Here is a 21,143-nt window from a genome sequence, read left to right on the forward strand (position 1 = left end):
GCGGGCCGTCGCAGTACGGCCCAGCGAGCCAGGACACCCTCCCGTGCCCATTCAAGGACGCTCGCATGTTCCGTACTCCTCTCTTCCGCTCGGCCGCCCTGGCCGTTGCCGTTTCGCTCAGCCTCGGCGCGCCCTCCGCATTCGCCGATAACGCACCCGCCGCCAGTGCCACCTCCGCCGTACAGCGCCAGGCCGTGGCCAAGGGTCTGTACGAGCTGGCCTACAGCCCGAAGCAGAACGCCGTGTTCGTGGCCTCCTCCGGCGGCTTCGGCGATGACGCCGGCCCGGCCCAGGTGCTGCGCCTGAACCCGGCCACGCTGGCCGTGGAAACCCGCATCCCGCTGGAGCGCAAGGCGTTCGGCGTGGTGCTGGATGACGCCCACGACCGCCTGTACGTGGGCAACACCGTGGACCTGTCGGTGACGGTGGTCGACACCGCGCAGAACAAGGCCGTGGGCACCATCCAGTTGATGGAAAAGAAGACCGGCAAGGACGGCAAGGCCGCCTACACCCACGACCTACGCGAGCTGGTGGTCGACAGCGCGTCCAACCGCCTGTACGTGACCGGCCACAGCAGCCAGCCGGACGTGAGCAGCGTGCTGTTCGTGATCGATACCACCACGCTGAAGGTGATCAACACCATCGACGGCCTGGGCAATGCCAAGGCGCCGGGCCTGGCGCTGGATGCGGCCAACAAGCGCGTCTACACCAGCAACCTGCTGGCCGAGCTGGTGGTGGTGGGCACTGATTCGAACAAGGTGGTGGCGCAGCACAGGATCGCCGCCGAGCAGCCGATGAACATCGCGCTGGATCCGGCCGGCAAGCGCCTGTTCGTGACCGACCAGGGCTCGGAATTCCTGCGGGGCTACCAGGCCAAGAGCAGTGGCCTGGTCAGCAAGCATCCGGGCCAGCGCGTGCTGGTGCTGGACCGCAGCACCGGCAAGGAGCTGGCCAGCATCCCGACCGATGCCGGCCCGCTGGGCATTCTGCTGGATGCACCGCGCAAGCGCCTGTACGTGACCAACCGCGAAGCCGGTACGGTGACCGCCTACAACAGTGACAGCTACCAGAAGGTGGCCACCTACACCGTGCCGACCCACCCGAACAGCCTGGCGCTGGATGCGAAGAACAACGTGCTGTTCGTGAGCATCAAGAACGGCGAGAAGGATGACAAGGGCGCTGACGAGAGCGTGGCGCGCATCCAGCTGTGATGCGCTGACGCTGGGCTCGCCCGGCAGCGTGCCGCATGAAGAAGGCAGGGTGCAGGCCCTGCCTTCTTCTTTGCCGGGTTGCAGTGCCGAGCGCCAACCCGCTAGGGTTGAACCCTAGGGCAGGGAGCCAAAGGATCTGAATCATGCTGGGTATCCACCGCTGGCTGCGCGCCGGCCTGATCTTCACGCTGGCGGGCGCACTCGGCGCCTGTAGCAGCCGCGTACCGGATGCGCCGGAGCCGCTGGATCTGGTCAAGCCGATCGACGTGGCCGGGTCCGGCCAAGCGGTGCGGTTCGAGTTCGAGACGAATGCCCGCAACTTCTATCCGGGTCGTCCCTATGTTCTGGATCTTGAAGTGCAGCGACATGGACCCGGGCCTGACAGTGAGCCTGACATGGACAATGTTCATGTTCCCTTTCAGCTGTCCCTGCAGCGCTGGGTCGCAGGTGCCTGGCAGGACGTTGCAACGTCTGATGTCTATCAGGCACGGGCGCGCAATCTGGGTGAGCCGCTCCCCGAATGGCATGAGTCGGCAGACTGGCGTTACGCGCAGCAGGTATCGATGGACGCCAGCCGATACAGGTTGAGCATCGTCACGCTGCCGATAGAAATGGGTGCCCGCTACCGCCTGGATGTGCGCACGGTGCAGCCCACCGCTGCGCTCCAGCATTACCCGGCGCAGCTGCGGGTTCATGCCGACCCACTCTCTGGAAAATAGACGTCATCCCACTGCTGGAAGGAACTGAAGGATTTTTCTTATGGATAAGCCGCGCTACACCGTAGAAATCGTCATTGCCGCACCTGGTACGCCGTTGGTGGACGAGAGAGGTGTACAGAAAGTTGTGGACGGGGTTCCGCAGACATCCGGGCCCGGACACATGTTCTACGTGCTCCATGGGCCGGACAAGACCACGCGGAGTTTCGGCTTCGCGCCTACGGAGCATGGAAGCATGAACGGGCCGGGCGAGGTCATGAAGACCGATGCGGTCGAGTACAGGAACCCGCATTACAGCCGCACGCTCGAGATCAGCGAGCAACAGTACAGAAAGCTTGAGGCCTTCGGTGCGCACCCGGATAAGTACGGCTTCGATCTTCAATACAAGGACGTGCGCAACAACTGCGTGGACTTCACCTGGGAAGCCTTGAACCACGCGGGCATCCAGCGGAAAAGCAGCATCGACGTGAACGCGTTGGGAGGTCCCGCTGGCCAGCTTCTTCCGGATGTTCGCATTCCTCTTGACATCAAGGGGGCGGGCAAGGACGCATTCCGACCGCTGCGCAACATCCACGGTGTGGACAGCATTGATCCGCCGTTTCCGGACAGCGAGCTCAACCAGAGGAAAACCAATCCCCTGCCGGAGCGCAGTCTCAAGCAACACATGCTGAGTGATGCCGAGGGCATGGGCGAACGAAGCGGTGATCGTCTGGCCTGGCACAGCAACGATCCGCTGCTTTCACAGATCCACCAGGGCGTGGCCCGGCTCGATGCAGAGCGGGGCCGCGACTTCGATGCCACCAGCGAGAACATCAGTGCCAGCCTGTACGCGCTGGCCAAAGCCAATGGCCTGACCCAGGTTGACCATGTGCTGTTGAGCGATCGCACCGCGCAGCCCGACGCTGCGCAGAACATCTTCATCGTGCAGGGCGAGCGCAACGATCCGGCACAGCTGCGCGCCAGCATGCCTACGGCGGTGGCTGCGCAGACACCGGCGGAAACTTCGTTCGAGCGTGCCGAGCAGCTGTCGCAGTCTGCACAGGTGCGTACGCAGGATGAGCTGCAGCAGCGCCAGGTGCAGGAGCAGTCCGGTCCGCGCATGGCCTAGCGCAGCAAGCGCCACGGCGAGCCGCCGTACTCGCGCTGGGCCGCCAGTAACGCTGGAGGCGGCTCAGCCCAGACGGTGTGCCGGGTTCTGCTGCTGCTCCTGCTCACGGGCCTGCTGTTCGGGCACTAGCCCCACGGCCGGCTGCTGCGGGGCCAACCCCAGCTTCTGCATCGACTGCTCCACCGGCGTCTGCGCCGCCACCGCGGTCGGCATCATCGCGCGCAGGTGCGCCGGATTGGCCGGGTCGCCCTGCACCACGAAGACGTTGTGCCCGGCCGGGTGCTGGGCCGTGGCGTTGCTGACCAGCACATGGTCGACCTGCTGCAGGCCCTGCTCGCGGGCCAGCACGGTCAGGCTGGCGGTCAGGCGCTCGCTGGTCTGGTCGAACGCACGGCCATGCTGGGCATCCAGAGCGGCCACGCCTTGGCGGACCTGCTGGTTGAGGCCGTAGTCGGGGTGGTTGGGGGTGAGTTCTGCCATGGCGATCGAACGGTAGCGGTGGGTCGGGGTGAACCCCTTCAGTATAAATCCGGCCGGTGAAGGGCGCCGGAAAGGTCAGTCCGCCGGCCGATGGTCGTAGCTGATCACCCGTTCGGCCAACCAGCGCCCGTCCACGCGGCGCCAGACCTGGATGAAGCGGGCCTGGCCGGTCCAGCGTTCCACGCCATCCTTGCCGCGTTCATGGAAGCGGTGGTTGCCGATTTCGAGCGCCCGCTCATCGTGCAGCGGGAAGACCTGCAGCGAAGATTCCACCAGCTCGCGGCGCAGCTGCCAGCCACCCTTGCGCGCGCTGCTGCACAGGGTGGCCACGCTGCGACGGAAGTCCTCGCGGCTGCTGGCCGACTTGCCGTCCTTGTCATGGAAGAACTCCATGTCCTCGGTCGTCATCGCGGCGGCCCTGTCGGCATTGCAGGCCTCGAAGGCGGCGGCGAACAGCTGGGTGTCGGCCTGGTGGATCTGCTCGCGCAGGGAGTCGGCGGGCGCTGGCGCGGCAACGAGGCCGGCGGCCAGCAAGGGCAGGGTGGGCAGCAGCATGGTGAGGCTCCAGGGAGGGTTCACGCAGGCTCGCATGGCGTTTGGGCCACTGCAGCCGGCGTCCGACGAAACGGCCCTTCCACGGAGTGAACGTCCGCATTGGCGGCCCGGCGCCAGCGTCGGGGCCGTGGCTGTGCAGGCGATGTCATGAGCGGCCGGGATTCCCTCACGGCCGCCACAGGGCACGGCCACTAGCCTGAACGCCTCCCTTTCCACAGGAGCGCCCATGCCTGCTTCCCGCATCCGCCTGCACGTTGAAGACACCGGGGGCCACGGCCGCCCGGTCATCCTGATCCACGGCTGGCCGCTTTCCGCCGATGCCTGGAAGACGCAGGTGACGATCCTGCGCGACGCCCAACACCGGGTGATCAGCTACGACCGGCGCGGCTTCGGCCGCTCCGACAAGCCGGCCGAAGGTTATGACTACGACACGCTGGCGGCGGACCTGGCGGGGTTGATCGAGGAACGTGACCTGCGCGACGTCACCCTGGTCGGCTTCTCGATGGGCGGCGGTGAGGTGGCGCGCTATGTGGCCAACCACGGGCAGGAGCGCCTGCACAGCGTGGTGTTTGCTGCCGCCGTGCCGCCGTACCTGCTGCGCAGTGATGACAATCCGGAAGGCCCGCTGACCCAGGACAAGGCTGACGAAATGCGCAGTGGTCTGGAGAAGGATCGCGAAGCGTTCTTCGACGGCTTCACCCGCGATTTCTTCAGCGCCAACGGCAAGCTGATGGTCACCGAGGAAGCGCGCCAGGCGGCGATTGCGCTGTGTCATCAGTCCGACCAGACGGCAGCGCTGGGCTGCATGAAAGCGTTTGCCACCACGGACTTCCGCGATGATCTGAAGAAGATCACAGTGCCCACCCTGATCCTGCACGGTGACAGCGATGCCATCGTTCCGTTTGAAGGCTCTGGCCAGCGCACGCACCGGGCCATTGCGGGCAGCGAAGTGGTGATCCTTGAAGGCGCGCCGCACGGCTGCAATACCAGCCATGCCGACCACTTCAATCTTGCCCTGCTGAACTTCCTGAAGCGGTAAGCTGTGGCCATGCGCGAACCGAAGATGCCACCGTGGAAGAAGCCCAACCCCAAGGGCCAGACCTCGCAGCCGCTGTCGCCTGCACAGAAGGAGGCGGCGCGGCAGCGGGCGGAAGAGAATGGACGGCGTTACCCGAATCTGGTGGACAACATGTGGGCCGCGAAGCTGCCGCGCGGATCGTGATCTGTAGAGTTGAGTAATGCTCGACTCCGCTCTGCATCCATTCACGCATGGCGTGGATCTACGGCAAAAGCAGCCGAGCGTGGGCTCGGCTCTACAGCTTGGCCAGCGGCTTCCAGCCGGGTTCCAGCCAGGGCGCGATCTTGTTCTGTCGAACCGTGACGGCCTCAGCCGGCAGCCCCGCCAAGCGCGCAAGCTCTGCACGCAGCAGCTCGGCATCCACCGGCACGGCCGTAGCCACCTGCAGCCGATCACCCTGATGTCTCACCTGTACCGGTAGCGTGGCACGCGCGTCCTGCTGGCCGCCGGTGCGCCCGATCGGGTAGCGCATTGTTACCGGCCGTGACAGCTGCGCCAGTGCGGGCTGCCACGCCTGCAGCACGAGGGGCTGCCCGGCAGCGGGAACATGTACTTCAGCAATCGTGGCTGGGTAGCCGGTGAGGCTATCGACCATGACCTGGAAGCGCGCGCCATCTGGTACGGCCAGCACGGCGGCGATCAATACGCACAGCGAAACGAATACCGCCGCCAGGATCCAGCTGCGCGGCGCGGTGGCCGGTCGAGTCGCGTTGCGCAGCACCGGTTTGCGCCGCAGCTTGCGCGCGTAGATACGCCGGTCCTTCCTGCGCGGGCTGCTGCTGTGCTCAGGCAGGTTCAAGGGAACGCGCGGAAGGCGCGCCACGCGGGCCTGGATCAGGCGCGAGAGCAGCATCCACGCGATCACGAACGCCAGCAGCGGGAGCAGGGTTCGCACCCACAGATACAGCGTGACCATCCACAACACCTCTACAGACGACCATCCATGCTCGTCTACATCCTACCGGGACCACGCGGTGGTTGTCGTATACGCCAGCCGACAGGCACAGGATGCTTGGTTAGGATGGTCCTTTGTTGTCATGGATGAACCGATGGTCTCTGCCGCTGCCCGCTTCTGTCGCATCTGTGGTCCCGGCCCGATCCTGCTGGCGCTGCAGGTGGTGGCGTTGCTGGCGGTAGGCCTTGCAGCCGGCTTCTTCCACTACCGTGTGGGACTGCTGCTGGAGCCGGTGGACGACGCATGCGGTGGGCCCGACGCGGCCGCACGCATACAGGTGGCCGAACAGCTGCTGGCGCGATCCACTGCGCTTGCACCGTGGCAACCGTTGCAGTGGATTCCGATGGCGGGCGTGGTGCTGGCGCTGCTGGGCGCGATGTCGATCAGCGTCTATCGGCTGGGGCGGTTGTCCGGACGGCTGCGGCGGGCCAACCGGGTCTTGATGATGCTGCATGGCGCGTTGCTGGTGCTGGCGGTGCGGGCATTGCATCTGTACGACATGGCATGGACCAGTGTGGCCAAGCTGGCGCCGACAACCTGCCTGATGGAACTGGGGGAACAGGGCAGTTTGCCGCTGGCACAGGCGCAGGAGGTGGTGTTCGAGATCCTCACCCACGAGCATGCCCCTCTGCTGCGGAATCCCGATGATCTGGCCCTGGTGCTGGTCGCAGTGATGCTGATGGCGATGGCTGCAGGATTCATGTTGTGGCGGGCGATCGTGCGCGAGCGGGAGGTGCAGTCGCCCAGCCCATAGCAGCTGCATGACCGACCAGGCGTTCTCAATCACGCTAAAGTCCGTACTTCGCCCCTGCAAGGAAGTGCTGATGCGTTGGTTGCTTCGCGCTGTACCGCTACTGCTCTGTTCGTTGGCGGTACACGCCGCTGAAGTAGATCGCCGGATTGCGGTGACCATCGACGACCTGCCCTGGGCGCGGGTGGATGAGATCGTTCCGCCGGACCTGCAGGCGCGGCATGAAGCGCTGATGGACCAGCTGCGCGAGGCAGGCGTGCCGGTGGTCGGCTTCGTCAACGAGAACAAGCTTGAGATCGACGGGCAGATGCAGCCGGCGCGGGTGCAGATGCTGCGTGACTGGCTGGACGCCGGCTACATGTTGGGCAACCACACCTACTCGCACATGGACCTGAACGCCAAGGGCGTGCCTGCGTTCCAGCGGGATTTCCTGCGTGGCGAGACGGTGCTGCGGCCGTTGCTGGCCGAGCGCGGGCTGAAGCCGCAGTGGATGCGTCACCCCTATCTGCGTGCGGGGCGCACGCCGGAAGACCGCGCGGAAATGGACGTGTTCTTCAAGCAGCTTGGCTACCGCGTGGCGCCGGTGACGGTGGACAACGGCGAGTGGGTGTGGGCGTTCGCCTATGCCAACGTGATGAACGAGCAGGCGGATTCGCCCGCGCGCGCGGCGACGCTGGCGCAGCTGCGCAAGGGCTACGTGCCGTACATGCTGAACAAGCTGGACTATTACGAGAAGCAGTCGCAGGCGCTACTGGGGTACGCGCTGCCGCAGGTGTGGCTGATGCACGCCAATGAGCTCAACGCGGCGACCTTTGCCGAACTGGTCGCGGCCACGAAGCGTCGCGGCTATCGCTTCATTTCACTGGACGAGGCGATGCGTGACCCGGCCTACGCGCGGGGTGCCGAGGGCTACAACGGCCGCTATGGCTCGAGCTGGCTGCACCGCTGGGCGATGGCGCAGAGCAAGTCGAAGGACTTCTACGCCGGCGAACCCGAGGTGCCGGCGTGGGTGATGAAGCTGGCCAAGGTCGACTCGGAGTGACGCTCAGCGCTTGACGGCCAGCACGCCGTCCAGCGCCAGTTCGGCCTTGAAACCCGCCTTTTCCAGGCGCTTGGCCACTTCACGCGGCACGTCGCGGCCGCTGGTCAGCTTGTTCGGCGCGCCGGTGTAATGGAACAGGCGGCCGCCCTTGCGGATGACGCGGGCGAGGTGGTCGTAGAACACCTGTGAATACAGTTCGCCGGCGATACCAAAACGCGGCGGGTCGTGCAGGATCGCATCGACACTGTTGCTGGCCACCTGTTCGATCTGCTGCGAGACGTCACCGTGGCTGAACTGCAGGCGGCCACCGGCGGCAGCCGAGTCTGGATCCGGCGACCACGGGTTGAGCGTGCGCAGCCACATCACATCGGCGTTCTTCTCGAACGAACAGATCTGGCCGACACCGGCCTCCAGCGCGCAGGCGGCGAAGTAGCCCAGGCCACCGCAGGTATCGAGGATGACCTTGCCGGCCGGGGCGACCAGCTCCACCTTGCGGCGCGCATCCTCGAACGGCGACAGCTTCGAGGTCGGCAGCATCTTGATGCCGTCGATCTCGAAGGTCGGTGCGCCCCATTCGGTCGGCACCAGCTTGATCAGCGAGCCGCTGTAGCGCGAGATCGGCGCGAAGTCCTCGCCATCCCAGTAGTACAGCGTGCGGTCCTTCAGCTTGCCCGGCCACGGGTAGGGCTGGCCCCGGAAGTGGAAGCCGTCGGCATCCAGCACCACGCTGTCCTGGCTGCGGCCGAGGTCGAGCGAGCCCTGCCATTCGGCAGCGCCCTTGTCATGGGCACGGCGCAGGGTGTCAGCGCTGTCGCGGGTCAGCAGGGGGCCGAAGTAATGGGGCACGGCGGGTACCGGGGCGTTTCGGGGGAGGGCATGGTACCGCAGGGCGCATGATGGGTTGAAAGAGTGATTTATGACCATGGTCGTTGAAAACAACGGTCTATGGGGCATGTGCAACTAATCTCAGTATGACGGGATGCCGCGACGCGGCCTTCAGTGAAAGGCTGAAGGCCGCCTAAGATCAGTTGCCTACTGAGCGAACTGAGTTCCGCGATTGGATGCGCATTGCCTTGGTATGCACACGTCCAGCGAGGTGCTCACGAATCGTGACTCCATTATGGTGCAGACGACGCCAATTCCCTCGCTGAGATAGAAGGGGGATGAATAATGACGTGTATCGCTAAAATAGCATCTGCCGTTGTCAATACCAATCTTAGCTGTTCGGGCTCCGGCAACGGAGCTCTCTGCATTCATCTGGCCTGTTGAATAATAGGACACGCCCACAGGAACACGTCCATTCGGCGCAGTTGCCGTAACCCAGTCAATACTCTTCGAACTCCATTTTGAGGTTGGATTCCCTGGGGTGTTTTCACGAGTGCATGCCCAGCCTGCTGCCGGCCCTTCAATCGTCCCCTCCCCTTGAGATGGTTCCATATCCATGGAAGCGCAGAAAGCTTGGTGGTAGAGCTTAGTCGCCTCCGACTGGTCGCTGTATCGATAGATCAGTCGTCCAAATCCATCAGGCTTCAGATGCTGATCAACTTGAATCTGCCCTCCATCGAAGTCTGGCCAAGTTGTACGGCGAACAATGATGATCTCTCCTTTGGCGCTGAGCTCCGTTCTGTCGACACTCAATGGTGTTTCTGCGAATGCAGGCGAGGCCGTGGCGATTGCCAGACACAGGATCAGTGTGCGATTACTCATCTGCGAGTCTCCGTTCTTCGGTTGCGGAGACACTAGGCTCAACAATGTTCAGTTTTCAGATTGTGACCCGCACCGTACTTGACCAGATTTCAAACTTTTCTTACTAGTTTGAATGTTGATCCATCGCTCAATCGCACTTCACCGCATACACCGGCCCAGCACCGATCAGCATCAGCGCCATGTAGTCACTATCACTGGCCTTGCCCTTCAACGTCGCGCCCTTGTTGAAGTGGAAGATGCCGAAGCCACCGGCCATGCGGATCAGCGCACTGTCGATCTGGTCGGCGTCGTCGCGGAAGTAGCGGCTGATCTCGCTGGAAGTGGCCTTGTGCAGGGCATTGGGTTCGCGCTGCCACTGCTCGCCGCGGCTGAAGGAGACGAAGTACTGGCCGCCTTCCCTGTCGATGCGGAAGTCGGCCGGCTTGCGCGCGCCGGTGGCGAAGCAGCCCTGCAATGGGTCGGCGGAGAAGGGACGCCGCGCATCGTCGCCGCAGGCAGTGAGCAGCAGGAGGGCACCGGGCAGCAGCAGGCGGAGCGCTCGCATGGGATGTCCCTACAGTGCAGGTGCGGCTAGTGTAGGCAGCACGCGGGCGTGGCCCGTACAGAAATTCGGCAAGGACACAGGGGTTTTCGGATGGCGCAGGGCAAGGCACCGTGGTGCGGCATGGCCAGTTGGGTGGGCATTGCAGTGGGTTGGGGGGCAGGCACCGTAGCGGCACAGGCGGCGGTCGCTGCGGGTGGCAATGGCATGGCCGCAGGGCTGGGCGTGGGCGTGCTGGGTGCGGCGCTGGTGGGCGGCGGCCTGGCCGTAGCCTCGCGCGTGCGCGGTGAGCGTTGGCCATGGATCGGCATCAGCGGTGCGGTGCTGAGCGCGCTGCCGCTGCTGATGTACCTGCTGCGGATGATGCTGAAGCTCTAGCGGTAGTGCCGGCCGCTGGCCGGCAACACCGGATTGTTTCCGGAGCCCATGAGGTTGCCGGCCAGCGGCCGGCACTACCCGCGTGGATCATGCGCTGCGGTGGATCTCCACCGTTACGTGCACCAGCTCTTCATGGATCGCCAGCGCGTTGCGCAGGGTATCGGCATCCAGCGTGGCGTCGCTGGTGACCACGGCGGCGCTGACCGCGTACTTGCCGCGACCCACCTGCCAGACGTGCAGGTCGGCCAGGCGCGCCGGCCACGGGCCCTGTTCGATCACTTCGCGTACTTCGGCCACCACCGGAGCGTCCATCTGCGCGTCGAGCAGGATGCGGCCGCTGTCGCGCAGCAGGCCCACCGCCCACACCGTCACCAGGATGGCGCCGACCAGGCCCATCACCGGGTCCAGCCAGGTCAGGCCCAGCAGCTTGCCGCCGAGCAGGGCGATGATGGCCAGCACCGAGGTGGCGGCGTCGGCCAGCACGTGCACATAGGCCGAGCGCAGATTGAGGTCGTGACCGTGCGCATGGCCGTGATCGTGGTGTTCGTGGTCATGCCCGTGATGATGGCCATGGTCATGCCCGTGGTGGTGATGCGCGTGGCCCGGGCTGTCGCGCAGCCACCATGCACAGAGCAGGTTCACGCCCAGGCCTACCGCAGCGATGGCGATGGCTTCGTTGTAGTGGATCGGTGCCGGTACCCACAGCCGCTCCAGCGACTGCACGGCCATCAACGCAGCCACGCCGAGCAGGGCGATGGCGCTGGTATAGCCGGCCAGAATCTCGATCTTCCAGGTGCCGAAGGCGAAGCGCGGGTCGTGCGCGTAGCGGCGTGCGCAGCGGTACGCAAACACCGAGAGCCCGAGCGCCAGCGCATGCGAACTCATGTGCCAGCCGTCGGCGAGCACGGCCATGGAGTTGAACCACCAGCCGCCGACGATCTCCACGACCATCATGCTGACGGTGAGCCACAGGGCGCGGCGGGTATTGCGTTCGGCCAGCGGGTTGCCGTCGTCGAAGCGGTGTTCGTGGCGGCGGGCGGCAGCGAGGGCGTCCAGGTGCATGGGGACCAGAGGTGGAGTGGATACCCTCATAGGGTATATGATGCCGGCATGGCCCATGTACACAAGCATCGAAAGCAGTTGCTGACCCGGGTGCGCCGCATCGGCGGCCAGGTGGCAGCGTTGGAGCAGGCGCTGGACAGGCCGGAGGGTGAGGCCGGCGACTGTGCGGACGTGCTGGTGCAGGTCGCCGCCGTGCGCGGTGCCGCCCACAGCCTGCTGATGGAGCTGCTGCACGAGCACCTGCAGGAACACGTGGTGGGCGCCGAAGACCCGCAGCAGCGGGCGGCCGAGGCCGAGGTGCTGGTCGAGCTGCTGCGCCGCTACGGCAAATAGGCCGAGGGGCGGTAGAGTCGACTGTCAGTCGACTGCTCTTCGTACAACCAACGAAAAACCCCGCGCTTCGCGCGATAGTCGACTAACAGTCGACTCTACCCCCCGTGGCGGTGCCGCGCGTTCCAGATGTGCGTGGCGGCCAGCAGCAGGCTGCCGGTGACCGTCATCGGTGTTTCCCAGTCGTGCGAGGGCAGCGCAAGCGCGCCGGCCAGCAGCAGGCCGAGCCCGGCGCCGGCGGTGGCCCAGGCCAGCACGGGGAGGCGACGGCGACGCTCGGCCCGCCACAGCGCGTAGCCGATCAGCGGCAGGGCGATGGCCACGAACAGCAAGTGCACCCATTCCGCCTCGGCCCACGCGCCGAACAGCGGTAACGCGGCGGCCAGCAGCGGCAGCGCCAGGCAGTGCAGCAGGCACAGGCTGGACAGGGCGACAGCGCCGGCATCGAGCAGGGCGGCAGACGGCGACTTCATCGGGGGAGGCTCCTTGCGCGACAGATGTTATACAGTAACATTTCCGTTCCGCAGCCAACCCGCCCCGACATGAACACTGTTTCCCGCGCCGACCGTCGCCTTCCGGTCACCGTGCTGTCCGGCTTCCTGGGGGCCGGCAAGACCACCCTGCTCAACCAGATCCTGCGCAACCGCGCGGGCCTGCGTGTGGCGGTCATCGTCAACGACATGAGCGAGGTCAACATCGACGCGCAGCTGGTGCGCGAGGGTGGGGCCGAACTGCGCCGCACCGAGGAGACGCTGGTGGAATTCAGCAATGGCTGCATCTGCTGCACGCTGCGCGATGACCTGCTGCAGGAATGCCGGCGCCTGGCCGACGCCGGCCGCTACGACTACCTGCTGATCGAGTCGACCGGCATCGGCGAGCCGATGCCGGTGGCAGCCACCTTCGCCGTACGCGACGAGCATGGCTTCAGCCTGAGCGACATCGCGCGACTGGACACGATGGTGACGGTGGTGGATGGCAGCGCGTTCCTCGCCGACTTCGGCTCGACGCTGCGCCTGGCCGAGCGTGGCCAGCAGGCCGGGCCGGATGATGATCGCGGCGTGGTCGACCTGCTGTGTGAGCAGGTCGAGTTCGCCGATGTGATCGTGGTCAGCAAGGTCGATCAGACGGAAGATGACTTGCTGCAGGACACGCTGGCCGTGCTGCGCGGCCTGAACCGCGACGCGAAGCTGCTGCTGTCCCGCTTCGGTGACGTGCCACTGGCCGAGCTGCTGGACACCGGCCGCTTCGACTACGAGCGTGCGCAACGTGCGCCGGGCTGGGTGAAGGAACTGCGTGGCGAGCATACGCCGGAGACCGAAGAGTACGGCATCGGCAGCTTCGTCTACCGCTCGCGGCGACCGTTCCATCCCGCCCGCTTCGCCCGCGCGCTGCAGTCGGGCATGCCTGGCGTGATCCGCAGCAAGGGCTGGTTCTGGCTGGCCAACCGCATGGACTGGGTGGGCGAACTGAACACCGTGGGCGCAGCGACGCGCACGCAGGCGGCGGGGTTCTGGTACGCCGCGCGTGATCGCGTGCGCGCTGGGCTGGAGGACACCGCGCCATTGCTGCCGCCCACGCCGCTGCCGTACAGCGACCTCGGCTGGGCGCGGCAGCAGGCCGATTGCTGGAGCGCACCGTTGCCGGCGCCGGAGGACTTCCCGGATGCGGCCGCGCATTCGGCGATGCAGCGCCTGTGGCATCCGTTGTGGGGGGATCGCCGCCAGGAGCTGGTGGTGATCGGCGTGCACATGGATGAGCGCGCGGTGCGATCGGAGTTGGACGCGTGCCTGCTCAACGATCAGGAACTGCGTGCGGGGCCGTTGCTGTGGCAGCAGTTGCCGCAGGCGTTCCCGGTGTGGAAGCGGTGAGCGAACGGCTCCAGTAGATTCACGCCATGCGTGGATGGTGGTTCAACCGGTCTTTGCCCGCCTTGTAGAGCCGAGCCCACGCTCGGCTGCAATTGCAGTGGTTCCACGCCATGCGTGATGCGTCAGCCGAGCGTGGGCTCGGCTCTACAGAATCGAACCCACGCATGGCGTGGATCTACAACGCATCGCGCCATTGCCAGGCGTCGGAGGTGACTCGCAGTACCCGCGTCGGTCGCAATGCCTGCAGCAGGTACCGGTCGTGGCTGACCATCACCAGTGCGCCCGGCCACGCCGCAAGCAATTCTTCCAACGCCTGCAATGCGCTCAGATCCAGCGCATTGCCCGGCTCGTCCAGCAGCAACAGCTGCGGTGCGGGATCGGCATACAGCACGCTGGCCAGCGCGCCTTTCACCCGTTCGCCATCGCTGAGGCTGTGGGCCGCCCGCTGGATGCGCTGTGCATCCAGCCCGAGCAGGGCCAGCCGCGTGCGCAGTTCGCCGGGGGCCGCGCGCGGGTTGGCGGCCTGCACGGTGTCGAGGATGCTGCGCTCGCCGGACAGCCCCAGCAGCTGCTGGTCGAGCAGGGCCAGGGGCGCATGCCGTTGCACGATGCCGCTGCGCGCAGGCAACTGGCCGGCCAGCACGCGCAGCAGAGTGGATTTTCCAGCACCGTTGTCGCCGATCACGGCGATGCGTTGCCCGCGGCGGATCTCCAGCTGCAACGGCGCACTGCAGCCATGCGGCAGCACCAGGGATTCGGCCTGCAGCAGACGCGTGCTGCCACGTTCGCCTGCGACGGCAAACAGCGCCAGCTCCGGCGCCACATGCACCGCCGATGCCGCTGCGCACAGCTGCTCTGCGCTGGCCTGCAGGCGTTCGGCCTGTACCAGCTGCGCGCGGCCGTGGCTGGCCTCGGCGCGCTGCTTCTGCCGGCCGAGCAGGATGGGGGCCTGGTTGGCCTGCTTCGCATCGCGATTGCCACGCGCCTGGCGTTGTTGTTGCCGTTCGTGCTGTTCGCGCGCGCTGCGTTGCTGCTGCCGGTGCTGGGCGCGCGCATGGTCGAGCTGGGCGGCGGCAGCTTCGCGCTCGGCGGCGCGCGCATCGGCGTAGTGCTGCCACGGTCCGCCGTAACGATGCAGCCCGCGCCCATCGACCTCGACGATCTGCTGCATGTGCCCAAGCAGCTCGCGATCATGACTGACCGCCAGCAGGCCACCGCGCCACTGCTGCAACTGCTCGTACAGCTGTTGGCGATGGCGTGCATCCAGGTGGTTGCTGGGTTCGTCCAGGATCAGCCAATCGGCACCGCTGGCCCAGGCACCGGACAGCGCCACCTGCATCGCCTGGCCACCGCTGAGACGCGCGGCAGGCTGGGCGGGGTCGAGGTCATCGGGCAGCCCGAGCATCTGCCATTGCTGCTGCAGGCATTCGCGCAGATCCCAGCGGTCGCCGATGCAGGCGAAGTCGGCCTCATCCACGCTGCCGGCCTCGATGCGTTGCAACGCGGCCAGTTCCGCGCCGACGCCGGCCAGCTCACCAACCGTGCCGGCGGGTGGATAACCGGGCGTCGGCAACAGGAACACCCGGCCACTGCCGCGTACCTGGCCGCTGTCGGGCAGCAGCCGGCCAGCCAGCAGGCGTGCCAGCACACTCTTGCCGGCGCCATTGGCACCGACCAGGCCGGTAGCAACCGGTTCGAAGGAAAACGTCAGATCGGAAAACAGCAGGCGGCCGTCGGCCAATCGATACGACACGCGATCGAGCGTGAGGGAATGCGGGGTCATGCGACCTCCATGGATGCCGGGTTCTCCCCTGCGCGCAGGGGGCGGGAAGAGTCAGGCCGTCTGGTGGGAAGACGGCGGCATCAATGGCGCATTGGTCGCGAGCCTCTGGGAGGAATGAGCGGTCAGTATAGCGGCAGTGGCTGAATGGTCAGGTGTGCGGCCGCCGGGCATGGCCCGGCGCTACCGATGGTCGGGCGGTTCTGTAGAGCCGAGCCGATGCTCGGCTTCCTTTCGCCGCGAGACGCATCCACGCATGGCGTGGATCTACGGCACGGTACCCAGGCGGTCGCCGACGAAGTCGATGAACACCCGCAGCTTCGGCAGTACGTGTCGGCCCGACGGCCACAGCAGATGGAAGGTGCCGCAGGAATGCACGTGTTCGTCCAGCACCGTGACCAGGCGGCCGTCGGCCAGGGCATCGCGCACCGAGTGCACCGGCACGAAGGCCAGGCCGATATCGCGCAGTGCGAGCGCCACCCGCGCTTCGATGGTGTTGGCCACCATGTGCACCGGAAGCTCCTGCGGCGTTTCATCGTCGGGCCAGTGGATCGGCCACGGTTCCAGCTTGCCGGTGGTGGGGAAGCGATAGTGCAGCAGCGTGTGCTGCATCAAGCCTGCCGGCGTGCGCGGAACGCCGCAGCGCTGCAGGTAGCCCGGCGAGGCAACGACGCGGCGCGGGAACACACCCAGGCGCCGTGCGTTCATGCGCGAGTCGCTGGGTTCGCCGACGCGCAGCACCGCATCGAAGCCCTCCTCGATGACATCAACCAGGCGGTCACTGAAGTCCAGGTCCAGGCGGATATCCGGGTACGCCGCCATGAACTCGGCCATCAACGGCAGGGTGAGGTCGCCAACCAGGGGCAGGCTGATGCGCAGGGTGCCACGGGGCGAGGCGTGCGGTTGTGCCAGCTCGGTGCGCGCGGCATCGCGTTCGTCCAGGATGCGCCGGCAGCGCGCCAGGAACAGCTGGCCCTCGGCGGTGAGGGTGATGCTGCGCGTGCTGCGATGGAACAGCCGTACGCCCAGCGCGTGCTCCAGCCGTGCCACGCACTTGCCCGCTGCCGAGGCGGAAATACCCTGCAGGCGTCCGGTCTCGACGAAGCTGCGGGTGTCGGCCGCGTGCACGAAGGTCTGCAGGTTGGCGAGGTTGTCCAGGACTGACATGGGCGTGCGGGCAATGAAAGCGGCAGGGTAGGCCGGCGCGGCTGTAGCGGGCGGCTCCGCCATCGCAACACTGTGGTGCGGGGTGGCGTGGAGACCGTTGCGGCCTTGCGGTGAGACCGTTGCGGCCTTGCGGTTCCGGCCATCATGCCGACTGCGGACTACACGGTCCATGATGCCCGGAGCGGCAACCGGCTTTTTGCGCGGACGCCCGCTGCCTAACGTGGCGGCCTCTCCCCCACGGATCACCGCGATGAATGCCGCTCCTTCCTTCGAACCTGCGCCGACACTGCCTTCGGTGCAGCGGCTGCTGCAGCAGGTCCACCCGCAGCGCCTGGTCGGCGCGGTGGTGCTGGTGCGCGAGCACGGCGTACTGCGCCATGCCAGCGCGACCGGGCTGGCCGATCGTGAATCGGTCACGCCGATGCAGCGCGACCAGCTGTTCCGGCTGGCGTCGGTGAGCAAGCCGCTGCTGAGCACGGTGATCCTGCGCCTGGTGGCCGAGGGTGTGCTCGACCTGGACACATCGGTACAGCGCTGGCTGCCGGATTTCCGCCCGGCGTTGGCCGATGGCACTGCGCCGCCGATCAGCCTGCGCCAGCTGCTCAGCCACAGCAGCGGGCTGGGCTACCGCTTCCTCGAAGCCGATGTGGACGGCCCCTATGCGCGCGCCGGGATCAGCGATGGCCTGGACGCGAACCCGCTCTCGCTGGCCGAGAACGTACGCCGCATCGCGCAGGCACCGCTGCTGTTCGCGCCGGGCAGCCAGTGGCTGTACTCGCTGGGCGTGGACGTTGCCGGTGCCGTGGCTGAAGCAGCGACCGGTGAATCCCTGCAGGCACTGTTCGAGCGCTTGCTGGCCGCACCCCTGGGCCTGCGTGACACCGCCTTCGCTGCGCGCAACGCGGCACGGCTGGCCACGCCCTATGTGAGCGACACACCGCAGCCGCACCGCCTGCGCGAAGGCGAGGTGGTCGCTCCGTTCGAGGGTACTGTCGGTATCGAGTACAGCCTCGCGCGCGCCACCGATGCCAGCCGTTTCCCTTCGGCCGGGGCAGGCCTGGTCGGTAGCGCCGATGAAGTGATGGCGGTGCTGGAGGCCTTGCGTGATGTGCAGCGTTCAGGCCTGTTGCCGCCGGCACTGGCAGCGGAGATGGCCAGCCCGCAGGTGGGCGAACAGGGGCCGCCGGAACCGGCCGGCTGGGGCTTCGGCCTTGGCTTTGCGGTGCTGCGCGATGCGGCCGCCAGCGGTACGCCGCAGAGCGCAGGCACATGGCGTTGGGGCGGCGCCTACGGGCACAGCTGGTTTGTCGATCCTGCGCGCGGGCTCAGCGTGGTGGCGCTGACCAACACCTTGTACGAAGGCATGGATGGCGCCTTCGTCGATGAGCTGCGTGATGCGGTCTACGCCGATCTGGAGGCCGCCCGGTGAGCGGCCATGCCATCGATGCGGCTGGCCCGGCCGGTGAAGCCACGCGCCTGCCGTGGGCGGGGCTGCTGGCGCTGGCCGGCGGCGGTTTCATCACCCTGCTGACCGAGACCCTGCCGGCGGGCGTCCTGCGGCCGATGGGCGAAGGCCTGGGCGTGAGCGATGCGGCGGTGGGCCAGCTCGTCAGCGTGTACGCACTGGGCTCGGTGATGGCCGCATTGCCGATGACTGCGTTGACCCAGCGCCTGCCGCGACGCGCCTTGTTGCTGGCCGCCATTGCCGGCTTCGTGGTGGTCAATACGCTGACCGCAGTGAGCAGCAGCTATCCACTGATCCTGGCCGCACGTTTCCTGGCCGGGGTGAGTGGTGGCCTGTTGTGGTCGCTGGTGGCCGGCTATGCGGCGCGCATGGTGGTGCCCTCGCTGCAGGGCCGGGCAATTGCGGTGGCGATGGTCGGATCGCCGTTGGCGCTGTCGCTGGGCGTACCGGCGGGCACGTTGCTGGGGCAGCAGCTCGGCTGGCGCTGGGCATTCGCCCTGATGAGCGTGCTGGCCGTGGTGCTGCTTGCCTACGCACGCTGGGCTCTGCCCGCGCTGCCGGCGGCGGCAGCCGGCCGGCGCACCTCGCTGGCGACGGTGTGGCGCATGCCCGGCGTGCGCAGCGCGCTGGCGGTAATGGTGCTGTACGTGCTGGCGCACAACGTGCTCTACACCTACATCGAACCGCTGGCGGTGGAGGCGGGGGCCGGCCCGTGGCTGGACCGCCTGCTGCTGGCCTTCGGGCTGGCGGCCATTGCCGGTATCGGTATCGCTGGCTGGGGTGTGGATCGCCACCTGCGCACGCTGGTGTGGGCGGCCGTGATCGGCTTCATCGTGCCGGTGCTCGCGCTGCTGCTGTGGCCGGGCGACGCGATCGCGCTGCTGCTGGCGACGATCCTGTGGGGCGTTGCCTTTGGCGCGGTACCTACGTTGTTCCAGACCGCATTGGCGCGGCGTGCCGGTGCCGCCGCAGATCTGGCGCAGTCGATGCTGGTGACCGGCTGGAACCTGGCCATTGCTGCCGGTGGCGTTGCAGGGGGTGTGCTGCTGCAGGCGGGCGGCCCGAACCAGTTGGGATGGCTGCCGTTGCTGCTGCTGTCGGTGAGCGTGGCGTGGTTGCTGGCACGGCCGAAGGCCTGGGCGTAGGCGGCGAGTCAGTGATGGCGCGGTGCCGGCCAGCGGCCGGCACTACCGTGGTCCCCGCCATCCACGCATGGCGTGGATCTACCGAGCGCAGCGCCTCCTGCGCGACCCATCCACCCGGCCCCAACTGATGGATTCACCGGGCGCGACCACGAGGGGCTCCGCCGTTCGCCGCCTTACTCCACGCCCTCACGCTCGATCGGCACGCTGCGCGGATTCTGCATGTGCTCCCGCGCTGCGCCATAGCGTTGCTGCCGCTTGTGGTGGAACACCACGAACTCGTCCCGTGGCAGCGGCCGCGAGAACAGCCAGCCCTGCGCGAACTCGACCTTGCGCGCATGCAGATATGCCAACTGCGCCTCGGTCTCCACGCCCTCGGCCACCACCCACAGGCCCAGCTCCTTGGCCATGTCGATGATGTGCGGCGTCACCGGGCTCGTCGCGCTCTCGGTGTCGATCGCATCGATGAACGACTTGTCGATCTTCAGCGCGTCCAGCGGCAGCTGCTCCAGGTACTGCAGGCTGGAGAAGCCGACTCCGAAATCATCGATGGCCACGCTGTGGCCGGCGCGACGTGCCTGCGCCAGCATCGTGCGGGCGCGGTCCAGATCGAGGAAGCCGCGCTCGGTGGCTTCCATCCAGATCTGCTGCGGCAGGATGCCGCTGCCGGTCATGTGCTTGGAGATCATCTTCAGCGCACGGCCGCTGCTGATGTCTTCGGCGGCCAGGTTGATCGCGATGTGTGCGCTGCGGTCGGCGACCAACAGATCGCGCATGTCGCGCACGACGTTCTCGATCACCAGATCGGTGATCGCGCCGATCATGCCGGCCTCTTCGGCCAGCGGAATGAACAGGTCCGGCCGTACCTGCGTGCCATCCGGGCGCTGCCAGCGCACCAGGGCCTCGGCGCCGACGCAGATGCCGGTATCCAGCTCGATGATCGGCTGGTAGTGCAGGTACAGCTCGCGGCGGCGGATCGCCGTGGCCAGTTCGCCGCGCAGGGACAGGCGGCGACGCGACAGCCACACCACCAGGCCGGCACCGGCAGCGGCCAGCAGAACACCGATCGGCACGAACAGCCACGCCTGCTGGCGGAAGGTTGCAGCCAGCGCGGTACGCGGCGTGGTTGCGATCGCCAGCCACTCTTCATTGCGGGCGGTGGCGTACAGGGTGTTGTGGTCCAGGCCTTCCTCGGGCGCACGCAGCAGGGTCTCCAGCAACGCGGGATCCATGCCGCTCTGCCTGGCCAGAAGGCGGCCATCCGGGCTGGCCAGGGCAAGGCGCACGTTCGGGTCGGCGATGACATCGACAAACCGGCGCGGATCGACCAGGACGTCGTAGTTGCCATACAGGATCGACAGCACCTGGCGCCGTCCGCTTGCCTCGGGGCGCACATCCACGGCAATGCCGGCGCCATCACTGGTGACGTGGTCGGCCCTGGGCTGGTTCACGTCGGACAGAAACGGCCCCCACGACGTGCAGCGCAGCTTGCCACCCTCGAAGTAGCCCATCTGGTCAACCGACGGCGAGGTCATCACCAGCGTCTGCATGCGCCGGATATGGTCCGGCCCGCAGGCGTCCTGGGCGCCGGCCTCGGCCGACTGCAGCGCCGCCAGTGCTTCCCGGTAGGACTGGTCGGCGCGGCGCAGGGTACGACCGGCGATATCGCGCAGGCGCTGCTGCTCGACGCTGACCGCACGGTCCCAGGTGGCATAGGCCATCACCGCGATCGGCACGGCCGCGGCCAGAATCGCCAGCGCGGTGCCACCGATGATCACGCGCAGCCGGCTCATGGCCGGGGCTCCAG

23 protein-coding genes are annotated in these 21,143 nt (G+C 66.9%); 12 read left to right on the forward strand and 11 right to left on the reverse strand.

Annotated features, from left to right (window positions below):
- Window positions 1–65: 65 nt before the first annotated feature.
- The 3 genes from AC5P9W_RS11430 (at window position 66) to AC5P9W_RS11440 (ending at window position 3,035) form a co-directional block, all read left to right on the forward strand.
- Complete coding sequence (locus tag AC5P9W_RS11430; RefSeq protein ID WP_197575695.1) at window positions 66–1,211, forward strand: YncE family protein; 1,146 nt, start codon at window positions 66–68, stop codon at window positions 1,209–1,211.
- A 143-nt stretch (window positions 1,212–1,354) separates the two neighbouring features.
- Window positions 1,355–1,930: a hypothetical protein gene (locus AC5P9W_RS11435; RefSeq protein WP_019660872.1), complete on the forward strand. Its 576-nt coding sequence runs from the start codon at window positions 1,355–1,357 to the stop codon at window positions 1,928–1,930.
- 40 nt (window positions 1,931–1,970) lie between these two features.
- Window positions 1,971–3,035, forward strand: a complete 1,065-nt coding sequence (locus AC5P9W_RS11440; protein ID WP_031270804.1) for an XVIPCD domain-containing protein — start codon at window positions 1,971–1,973, stop codon at window positions 3,033–3,035.
- Between the two features lie 63 nt (window positions 3,036–3,098).
- Here the strand turns inward: AC5P9W_RS11440 and AC5P9W_RS11445 are convergent, their stop codons facing one another.
- On the reverse strand, window positions 3,099–3,515 hold the full coding sequence (locus tag AC5P9W_RS11445; protein WP_019660874.1) for an XVIPCD domain-containing protein: 417 nt from the start codon (window positions 3,513–3,515) through the stop codon (window positions 3,099–3,101).
- A gap of 75 nt (window positions 3,516–3,590) precedes the next feature.
- Entirely contained in the window at window positions 3,591–4,070 is a 480-nt protein-coding gene (locus AC5P9W_RS11450; protein WP_197575696.1) for a nuclear transport factor 2 family protein, read from the reverse strand.
- Between the two features lie 226 nt (window positions 4,071–4,296).
- On the opposite strand from AC5P9W_RS11450, the gene AC5P9W_RS11455 reads away from it, so the two are divergent.
- Both AC5P9W_RS11455 and AC5P9W_RS11460 read left to right on the forward strand, forming a co-directional pair.
- Window positions 4,297–5,109: an alpha/beta fold hydrolase gene (locus tag AC5P9W_RS11455; RefSeq protein ID WP_495219238.1), complete on the forward strand. Its 813-nt coding sequence runs from the start codon at window positions 4,297–4,299 to the stop codon at window positions 5,107–5,109.
- 9 nt (window positions 5,110–5,118) lie between these two features.
- A complete protein-coding gene (locus tag AC5P9W_RS11460) occupies window positions 5,119–5,292 on the forward strand; it encodes a hypothetical protein (RefSeq protein ID WP_021204450.1) in 174 nt (57 codons plus the stop codon).
- 91 nt (window positions 5,293–5,383) lie between these two features.
- On the opposite strand, the gene AC5P9W_RS11465 is transcribed toward AC5P9W_RS11460, so the two are convergent.
- On the reverse strand, window positions 5,384–6,064 hold the full coding sequence (locus AC5P9W_RS11465; protein WP_495219240.1) for a hypothetical protein: 681 nt from the start codon (window positions 6,062–6,064) through the stop codon (window positions 5,384–5,386).
- Window positions 6,065–6,197: 133 nt separating this feature from the next.
- Here AC5P9W_RS11465 and AC5P9W_RS11470 point away from each other — a divergent pair, with 133 nt between their 5' ends.
- A complete protein-coding gene (locus AC5P9W_RS11470; RefSeq protein ID WP_181451832.1) occupies window positions 6,198–6,857 on the forward strand; it encodes a hypothetical protein in 660 nt (219 codons plus the stop codon).
- Between the two features lie 70 nt (window positions 6,858–6,927).
- A complete protein-coding gene (locus AC5P9W_RS11475) occupies window positions 6,928–7,896 on the forward strand; it encodes a polysaccharide deacetylase family protein (RefSeq protein ID WP_197575698.1) in 969 nt (322 codons plus the stop codon).
- A 3-nt stretch (window positions 7,897–7,899) separates the two neighbouring features.
- Here AC5P9W_RS11475 and AC5P9W_RS11480 read toward each other — a convergent pair whose 3' ends face one another.
- From AC5P9W_RS11480 to AC5P9W_RS11490, 3 genes are all read right to left on the reverse strand, one after another.
- The gene (locus tag AC5P9W_RS11480; RefSeq protein ID WP_197575699.1) at window positions 7,900–8,742 is read right to left on the reverse strand and encodes an MnmC family methyltransferase; all 843 of its coding nucleotides are present in this window, start codon (window positions 8,740–8,742) and stop codon (window positions 7,900–7,902) included.
- A 186-nt stretch (window positions 8,743–8,928) separates the two neighbouring features.
- Complete coding sequence (locus AC5P9W_RS11485; RefSeq protein ID WP_134731146.1) at window positions 8,929–9,603, reverse strand: hypothetical protein; 675 nt, start codon at window positions 9,601–9,603, stop codon at window positions 8,929–8,931.
- A 127-nt stretch (window positions 9,604–9,730) separates the two neighbouring features.
- On the reverse strand, window positions 9,731–10,147 hold the full coding sequence (locus AC5P9W_RS11490) for a hypothetical protein (protein ID WP_197575700.1): 417 nt from the start codon (window positions 10,145–10,147) through the stop codon (window positions 9,731–9,733).
- 90 nt (window positions 10,148–10,237) lie between these two features.
- Here AC5P9W_RS11490 and AC5P9W_RS11495 point away from each other — a divergent pair, with 90 nt between their 5' ends.
- Entirely contained in the window at window positions 10,238–10,522 is a 285-nt protein-coding gene (locus AC5P9W_RS11495) for a hypothetical protein (RefSeq protein WP_134731144.1), read from the forward strand.
- Window positions 10,523–10,609: 87 nt separating this feature from the next.
- Here the strand turns inward: AC5P9W_RS11495 and dmeF are convergent, their stop codons facing one another.
- Window positions 10,610–11,584, reverse strand: coding sequence for a CDF family Co(II)/Ni(II) efflux transporter DmeF (gene dmeF, locus AC5P9W_RS11500; protein WP_197575942.1), 975 nt, complete (start codon window positions 11,582–11,584; stop codon window positions 10,610–10,612).
- A 48-nt stretch (window positions 11,585–11,632) separates the two neighbouring features.
- On the opposite strand from dmeF, the gene AC5P9W_RS11505 reads away from it, so the two are divergent.
- Complete coding sequence (locus AC5P9W_RS11505; RefSeq protein ID WP_021204443.1) at window positions 11,633–11,917, forward strand: metal-sensing transcriptional repressor; 285 nt, start codon at window positions 11,633–11,635, stop codon at window positions 11,915–11,917.
- A 95-nt stretch (window positions 11,918–12,012) separates the two neighbouring features.
- Here AC5P9W_RS11505 and AC5P9W_RS11510 read toward each other — a convergent pair whose 3' ends face one another.
- Entirely contained in the window at window positions 12,013–12,387 is a 375-nt protein-coding gene (locus AC5P9W_RS11510) for a MerC family mercury resistance protein (protein ID WP_197575943.1), read from the reverse strand.
- Between the two features lie 69 nt (window positions 12,388–12,456).
- Here AC5P9W_RS11510 and AC5P9W_RS11515 point away from each other — a divergent pair, with 69 nt between their 5' ends.
- A complete protein-coding gene (locus AC5P9W_RS11515) occupies window positions 12,457–13,782 on the forward strand; it encodes a GTP-binding protein (protein ID WP_495219241.1) in 1,326 nt (441 codons plus the stop codon).
- A 175-nt stretch (window positions 13,783–13,957) separates the two neighbouring features.
- On the opposite strand, the gene AC5P9W_RS11520 is transcribed toward AC5P9W_RS11515, so the two are convergent.
- Window positions 13,958–15,565 (reverse strand): ATP-binding cassette domain-containing protein, encoded by a 1,608-nt coding sequence (locus AC5P9W_RS11520; protein WP_495219243.1) that lies wholly within the window; start codon window positions 15,563–15,565, stop codon window positions 13,958–13,960.
- Window positions 15,566–15,829: 264 nt separating this feature from the next.
- Window positions 15,830–16,729 carry a LysR family transcriptional regulator gene (locus AC5P9W_RS11525; protein ID WP_058980865.1) on the reverse strand — a complete coding sequence of 300 codons (900 nt, stop codon included), beginning with the start codon at window positions 16,727–16,729 and terminating at the stop codon, window positions 15,830–15,832.
- 250 nt (window positions 16,730–16,979) lie between these two features.
- Here AC5P9W_RS11525 and AC5P9W_RS11530 point away from each other — a divergent pair, with 250 nt between their 5' ends.
- Window positions 16,980–18,158, forward strand: a complete 1,179-nt coding sequence (locus AC5P9W_RS11530; RefSeq protein WP_457654793.1) for a serine hydrolase domain-containing protein — start codon at window positions 16,980–16,982, stop codon at window positions 18,156–18,158.
- Window positions 18,155–19,339, forward strand: a complete 1,185-nt coding sequence (locus AC5P9W_RS11535; RefSeq protein WP_457654792.1) for an MFS transporter — start codon at window positions 18,155–18,157, stop codon at window positions 19,337–19,339. Before AC5P9W_RS11530 ends, AC5P9W_RS11535 begins: the two co-directional genes overlap by 4 nt.
- Window positions 19,340–19,512: 173 nt before the next feature.
- On the opposite strand, the gene AC5P9W_RS11540 is transcribed toward AC5P9W_RS11535, so the two are convergent.
- The gene (locus AC5P9W_RS11540; RefSeq protein ID WP_019660889.1) at window positions 19,513–21,129 is read right to left on the reverse strand and encodes an EAL domain-containing protein; all 1,617 of its coding nucleotides are present in this window, start codon (window positions 21,127–21,129) and stop codon (window positions 19,513–19,515) included.
- Window positions 21,130–21,143 lie beyond the last annotated feature (14 nt).

The organism is Stenotrophomonas sp. YJH_SMC_33, assembly GCF_059372295.1.

Bases quoted from the DNA above. Each gene is read 5' to 3' on its own strand.
- AC5P9W_RS11430 (WP_197575695.1), top strand. From the start codon at position 66: ATGTTCCGTACTCCTCTCTTCCGCTCGGCCGCCCTGGCCGTTGCCGTT.
- AC5P9W_RS11435 (WP_019660872.1), top strand. From the start codon at position 1,355: ATGCTGGGTATCCACCGCTGGCTGCGCGCCGGCCTGATCTTCACGCTG.
- AC5P9W_RS11440 (WP_031270804.1), top strand. From the start codon at position 1,971: ATGGATAAGCCGCGCTACACCGTAGAAATCGTCATTGCCGCACCTGGT.
- AC5P9W_RS11445 (WP_019660874.1), bottom strand. From the start codon at position 3,515: ATGGCAGAACTCACCCCCAACCACCCCGACTACGGCCTCAACCAGCAG.
- AC5P9W_RS11450 (WP_197575696.1), bottom strand. From the start codon at position 4,070: ATGCTGCTGCCCACCCTGCCCTTGCTGGCCGCCGGCCTCGTTGCCGCG.
- AC5P9W_RS11455 (WP_495219238.1), top strand. From the start codon at position 4,297: ATGCCTGCTTCCCGCATCCGCCTGCACGTTGAAGACACCGGGGGCCAC.
- AC5P9W_RS11460 (WP_021204450.1), top strand. From the start codon at position 5,119: ATGCGCGAACCGAAGATGCCACCGTGGAAGAAGCCCAACCCCAAGGGC.
- AC5P9W_RS11465 (WP_495219240.1), bottom strand. From the start codon at position 6,064: ATGGTCACGCTGTATCTGTGGGTGCGAACCCTGCTCCCGCTGCTGGCG.
- AC5P9W_RS11470 (WP_181451832.1), top strand. From the start codon at position 6,198: ATGGTCTCTGCCGCTGCCCGCTTCTGTCGCATCTGTGGTCCCGGCCCG.
- AC5P9W_RS11475 (WP_197575698.1), top strand. From the start codon at position 6,928: ATGCGTTGGTTGCTTCGCGCTGTACCGCTACTGCTCTGTTCGTTGGCG.
- AC5P9W_RS11485 (WP_134731146.1), bottom strand. From the start codon at position 9,603: ATGAGTAATCGCACACTGATCCTGTGTCTGGCAATCGCCACGGCCTCG.
- AC5P9W_RS11490 (WP_197575700.1), bottom strand. From the start codon at position 10,147: ATGCGAGCGCTCCGCCTGCTGCTGCCCGGTGCCCTCCTGCTGCTCACT.
- AC5P9W_RS11495 (WP_134731144.1), top strand. From the start codon at position 10,238: ATGGCGCAGGGCAAGGCACCGTGGTGCGGCATGGCCAGTTGGGTGGGC.
- dmeF (WP_197575942.1), bottom strand. From the start codon at position 11,584: ATGCACCTGGACGCCCTCGCTGCCGCCCGCCGCCACGAACACCGCTTC.
- AC5P9W_RS11505 (WP_021204443.1), top strand. From the start codon at position 11,633: ATGGCCCATGTACACAAGCATCGAAAGCAGTTGCTGACCCGGGTGCGC.
- AC5P9W_RS11510 (WP_197575943.1), bottom strand. From the start codon at position 12,387: ATGAAGTCGCCGTCTGCCGCCCTGCTCGATGCCGGCGCTGTCGCCCTG.
- AC5P9W_RS11515 (WP_495219241.1), top strand. From the start codon at position 12,457: ATGAACACTGTTTCCCGCGCCGACCGTCGCCTTCCGGTCACCGTGCTG.
- AC5P9W_RS11520 (WP_495219243.1), bottom strand. From the start codon at position 15,565: ATGACCCCGCATTCCCTCACGCTCGATCGCGTGTCGTATCGATTGGCC.
- AC5P9W_RS11525 (WP_058980865.1), bottom strand. From the start codon at position 16,729: ATGTCAGTCCTGGACAACCTCGCCAACCTGCAGACCTTCGTGCACGCG.
- AC5P9W_RS11530 (WP_457654793.1), top strand. From the start codon at position 16,980: ATGAATGCCGCTCCTTCCTTCGAACCTGCGCCGACACTGCCTTCGGTG.
- AC5P9W_RS11540 (WP_019660889.1), bottom strand. From the start codon at position 21,129: ATGAGCCGGCTGCGCGTGATCATCGGTGGCACCGCGCTGGCGATTCTG.